This is a genomic window from Rhizobacter sp. (assembly GCF_035702065.1).
Lineage (GTDB): Bacteria > Pseudomonadota > Gammaproteobacteria > Burkholderiales > Burkholderiaceae_C > Rhizobacter.
Genome location: NZ_DASSRA010000288.1, coordinates 1 through 4,693 on the forward strand (window position 1 = coordinate 1; position 4,693 = coordinate 4,693).

Here is a 4,693-nt window from a genome sequence, read left to right on the forward strand (position 1 = left end):
GCGATGCAGCGCCTGGAAGACGAGGGGGGTGCTCCTGGTCGCGCTCCTGTTCTGTACCGGCCGGGGCGGCCGAGGTGGGCGAGCGATCGTAGACGAAGCGCCTGAAGTGGGCGATTGGTGCTTGCTTGCCCCTCGTTCGTACAAGATCCGCGGCCTCGCCTGTGCTATGCGCCCCCCAGCGATGAGCCCCCAAGAAAAACGGCCGGTGAAGCACCGGCCGCCGTTCGTCGGATGGGGCTGCGCTGGCTACTTCGGCCGGATCGCATCCGGGATGCCCTGGATGAACGCCTTCAGCTTCGGCACGTCCTCCGGCTTCAGCTTGCCGGTGAAGTCCGGCATGCCGCGCTCCTTGGCCACGCCGCCGAACACATACGCTTCGAGGTTGTTGATGACCTCGGTGTGCGAGTAGCCCAGGTTCGGGATGTTGCCGCCGCGGTCCACCCCCGGCACGCCGTGGCACAGCACGCAGTACGCCACGTACAGGCCCTGTCCCTCGGGCACGTTCTTCGGGTCGTAGGCCACGCCCGAGAGCAGCGCATTCAACCGGTACTGCGCAAACGCCGGCAGCGGCGCCGTGCCGCCCACCGCGAAGGTGTAGACCGTGCCCGGGCCGATCTTCTCGCTGGCGCGTGAGGACACGCCGTAGGAGCCGCCCCAGCCGACCGCGATCGACACGTACTGCTTGCCGTCGACAAGATAGGTCGACGGCGCGGCGATGACGCCGGTGCCGGTGGGCGTCTCCCACAGCTTCTCGCCGGTGCTCGCGTTGTCGGCCACGAAGCGGCCTTCGGCCGTGCCCTGGAACACGAGGTTGCCCGCCGTGGCCAGCGTGCCGCCGTTCCAGGGCGACACGTTCTCCACCCGCCAGGCTTCCTTCTGCTTCACCGGGTCCCAGGCCAGCAGGCGGCCGAAGGGCTTGCTGGTGCCGGGTGTGGCGTTGATGAACATGGCCGTGTTCCAACCCTGGCCCGAGCCCGGCACGCCGAGCGTCATGCCGTTCATCTTCCAGTCCTTGTTGTCCATCAGCGTGAGCGGGATGTTCTGCGCCGGCAGGTACACGAGGCCCGTCTTGGGGCTGTACGACATGGGGTGCCAGTTGTGCGCGCCCAGCGGGCCGGGGATGCTGTCGTAGCTCTTGTCGCTGCTGCGCGCGATGGCCGTCTCGATCGGGAAACCCTTGTCGTCGTAGCCGGTCGCCCAGTTCACGTCGACGAAGTTCTTGGCCGAGATGAACTGGCCGTTGGTGCGGTCGATGACGAAGAAGAAGCCGTTCTTCGGCGCATGCAGGATCACCTTGCGCGGCTTGCCGCCCACCTTGATGTCGGCGAGGATCATCGGCTGCGTGGAGGTGTAGTCCCAGTTGTCGCCCGGTGTCTCCTGGTAGTGCCACACGTACTTGCCGGTGTCGGGGTTGATGGCCACGATGGAGGCGAGGAAGAGGTTGTCGCCGCCGCCCGGGCTGCGCCTGGCGCGCGACCACGGCGAGCCGTTGCCGGTGCCGATGTACATCAGGTTGAGCTCGGGGTCGAAGGTGATGCTGTCCCACACCGTGCCGCCGCCGCCGGCTTCCCAGTACTTGTTGCTCGGGTCCCAGGTCTTGGCGGCGCGCGCCAGCGCCTCGTTCTCGTAGGGCTTGGCCGGGTCGCCCGGCACGGTGAAGAAGCGCCACAGCTGCTTGCCGGTCTCGGCGTCATACGCCGTGATGTAGCCGCGCACGCCGTACTCGGCGCCGCCGTTGCCGATGATCACGCGGCCCTTGAAGACGCGCGGCGCGCCGGTGATGGTGTAGGGCCGGCTGCGGTCGATGGAGGTGTCCTGCTCCCACACCACCTTGCCGGTGGCGGCGTCGAGCGCGATCAGGCGCGCATCGAACGAACCCACGTAGACCTTGCCGCGGTGGATGGCCACGCCGCGGTTGACCACGTCGCAGCAGCCCTTCACGCCGTGATCGCGCGGCACCTTGGGGTCGTAGGTCCAGAGGCGTTTGCCGGTGCGCACGTCGATGGCGTGCACCACGCTCCACGAGGCGGTGACGTACATGATGCCGTCGACGACCAGCGGCGTGGCCTCCACGCCGCGCGTGGACTCGAGGTTGTAGCTCCAGACCAGGCCCAGGTCCTTGACGTTCTTGTCGTTGATCTTGTCGAGCTGGCTGAAGCGCGTCTCGGCGTAGTCGAGGCCGTAGCTGGGCCAGTCTTTCGAGGTGGCGGCGTTGGCGCGCATGCCGGCGCCGTCGACGAGGCCGGTGGCCGCGCGGATGTGGGCTTCCGAGCCCTTGGCCGAGGCCTGGGCCAGCGCGGCGCCTTGGGCGCAGGCCAGCACAGCCGCAGCCAGCGCGGCGATCCATGGGTGTCTCATGCGGGTCTCCTGTGTTGTGTGCCGAAGGCCAGGGTGCCGTCGGCGCGGCCTGTTTCGAGACAGGCGTGCCAAAACATCATCTGAAGATCATCAAGGCCTCACAACAAGGTGTTTTCCCCCAAGCCGGCAGCTTGGCGCACCCTGTGCTGCGCCAAGCTGCCACAGCCGAGGGCGCCGGTATGCTTGCCACCCTATGAATTTGACTTTGTCCGAACTGCCCGAGCGCTGCGACGTGCTGGTCGTGGGCGCCGGCCCGGCCGGCAGCGCCGCGGCCCAGGTGCTGGCCCGCGCTGGCCTGCGGGTGGTGCTGATCGACCAGAAGAGCTTCCCGCGCGAGAAGGTGTGCGGCGACGGCCTGATCCCCGATGCGCACGCCGCGCTCGCCCACCTGGGCGTGCTCGATGAAGTGATGGCCGCCGCGCAACCCGCCGGCCATGTGGCCTGCATCGGCCCGCGCGGCGGCCGCATCGACGTGCCTGGCCGCGTGGCCGTGCTGCCGCGGCGCGAGCTCGATGACATCGTCTGCCGCGCCGCCGTGCGCGCCGGTGCGCGCATGCACGCGCCGGTGCAGTTCGAGGCGCCGCTGCTCGATGGCAACGGCCGCGTGTGCGGTGCCAAGGTGTCGCACGAACAGGTGAGCCGTGAGATCCGCGCCGACTGGGTGGTGCTGGCCAGCGGTGCCGTGCCGCAGGCCCTCAAGGCCGCCGGCGTGTGCGAACGCCAGACGCCGGCTGGCGTGGCCTTGCGGGCCTATGTGAAGAACGAGGCCATGGTCGGCCGCATCACCGAGATGGAGGTGGTGTGGCACCGCAAGCTGCGCCCCGGCTACGGTTGGATCTTTCCCTGCCGCGATGGCGTGTTCAACATCGGCGTGGGCGTGGTGGGCAGCCACACGCGCGACGCCCAGGGCCACAACCGCATGCTCGACGTGAACCTGCGCGAGGTGTTCGAGCGCTTCCGCGATGCCTATGCGCCGGCGCGCGAGCTGATGGAAGGCGGCCAGATGCTGGGCGGCCTCAAGGGCGCGCCGCTGCGCTTCACGCTGGCCGGCGCGCGCTACACGCGGCCCGGCCTGCTGGTGGCCGGCGAGGCGGCGGGCAGCACCTACTCCTTCACCGGCGAGGGCATCGGCAAGGCGTTGGAGACCGGCATGCTCGCCGCCCAGGCCCTGCTGGCGGGGCGCGCCCAGTCACTGGACGATGCCACCGTGCGCGCGCACTATGAGACCGGCCTCTTGGCGCTGAAGCCGCGCTTCGAACTCTATGAGCGCGCCAACCGTGTCAACGCCCACCCGTGGCTGATGGACCTGGTGATCTGGCGTGCACGCCGCAGCGCCAAGCTGCTGCAGCGCATGAGCGGTGTGCTCAACGAGACCAGCAACCCGGGGCAGCTGTTCACCTTCAAGGGCTTCAGGCGCTTGTTCACGGAGTAGTCGTTCGATGTGCCAACTCCTCGGGATGAACGCCAACACGCCCACCGACCTGGTGTTCAGCTTCACCGGCTTCTCCAGGCGCGCCGAGGAACACAAGGACGGCTTCGGCATCGCCTTCTTCGAAGGGGCCGGCGTGCGCTGCTTCGTCGATGCGCAAAGCGCCGCGCTCTCGCCGGTGGCTGAGATGGTGAGGCACTACCCCATCCACAGCCCCAACGTCATCGCCCACATCCGCAAGGCCACGCAGGGCCGCATCGCGCTGGAGAACACGCACCCCTTCCAGCGCGAGCTGTGGGGCCGCTACTGGGTTTTCGCGCACAACGGCGACCTGAAGAACTATGCGCCGCGCCTGCACGGCGCCTTCCAACCGGTGGGCGACACCGACAGCGAGCGTGCCTTCTGCTGGCTGATGCAGGAGCTGGCCAAGGCGCATGCCGGCGTGCCCTCGATCGCCGAGCTGAGCACCACGCTGCGCGAACTGGTGCCACGCATCGCCGCGCACGGCACCTTCAACTTCATGCTGAGCAACGGGCAGGCGCTGTGGGCGCACTGCTCCACGCACCTGCACTACCTGGTGCGGCAGGCACCGTTCCAGACCGCGCGCTTGCAAGACGAAGACATGAGCGTCGACTTCGAGCGCTTCACCACGCCGACCGACCGCGTGGCCGTGGTCGTGACGCAGCCGCTCACCACCGATGAGGCCTGGGTGGCCTTCGCGCCGGGCGAACTCAAGGTGTTCGTCGACGGCTGCCCGTTCTAGCTGCAGCCCAGCGCGCGCGCCATCGCCGGCACGCCACGGTCGACACGCCACAGCGCAGCGTCCTTGTTGCTGGCGACGCGTTCGGCGCTCTGTAGGAAGGGATAGCGGCTCTCGACCGCGTGCGTGACCACCAGCCAAGCGCG

3 protein-coding genes are annotated in these 4,693 nt (G+C 68.7%); 2 read left to right on the forward strand and 1 reads right to left on the reverse strand.

What is annotated here, in order from left to right; genetic code table 11:
• Window positions 1-246: 246 nt before the first annotated feature.
• Window positions 247-2,358: a PQQ-dependent dehydrogenase, methanol/ethanol family gene (locus VFL64_RS13100; protein ID WP_489540821.1), complete on the reverse strand. Its 2,112-nt coding sequence runs from the start codon at window positions 2,356-2,358 to the stop codon at window positions 247-249.
• Window positions 2,359-2,551: 193 nt separating this feature from the next.
• Here VFL64_RS13100 and VFL64_RS13105 point away from each other — a divergent pair, with 193 nt between their 5' ends.
• Both VFL64_RS13105 and VFL64_RS13110 read left to right on the forward strand, forming a co-directional pair.
• Entirely contained in the window at window positions 2,552-3,790 is a 1,239-nt protein-coding gene (locus VFL64_RS13105) for an NAD(P)/FAD-dependent oxidoreductase (RefSeq protein ID WP_489540822.1), read from the forward strand.
• A 7-nt stretch (window positions 3,791-3,797) separates the two neighbouring features.
• Window positions 3,798-4,550: a class II glutamine amidotransferase gene (locus VFL64_RS13110; RefSeq protein WP_489540823.1), complete on the forward strand. Its 753-nt coding sequence runs from the start codon at window positions 3,798-3,800 to the stop codon at window positions 4,548-4,550.
• The last annotated feature ends 143 nt before the right edge of the window (window positions 4,551-4,693 follow it).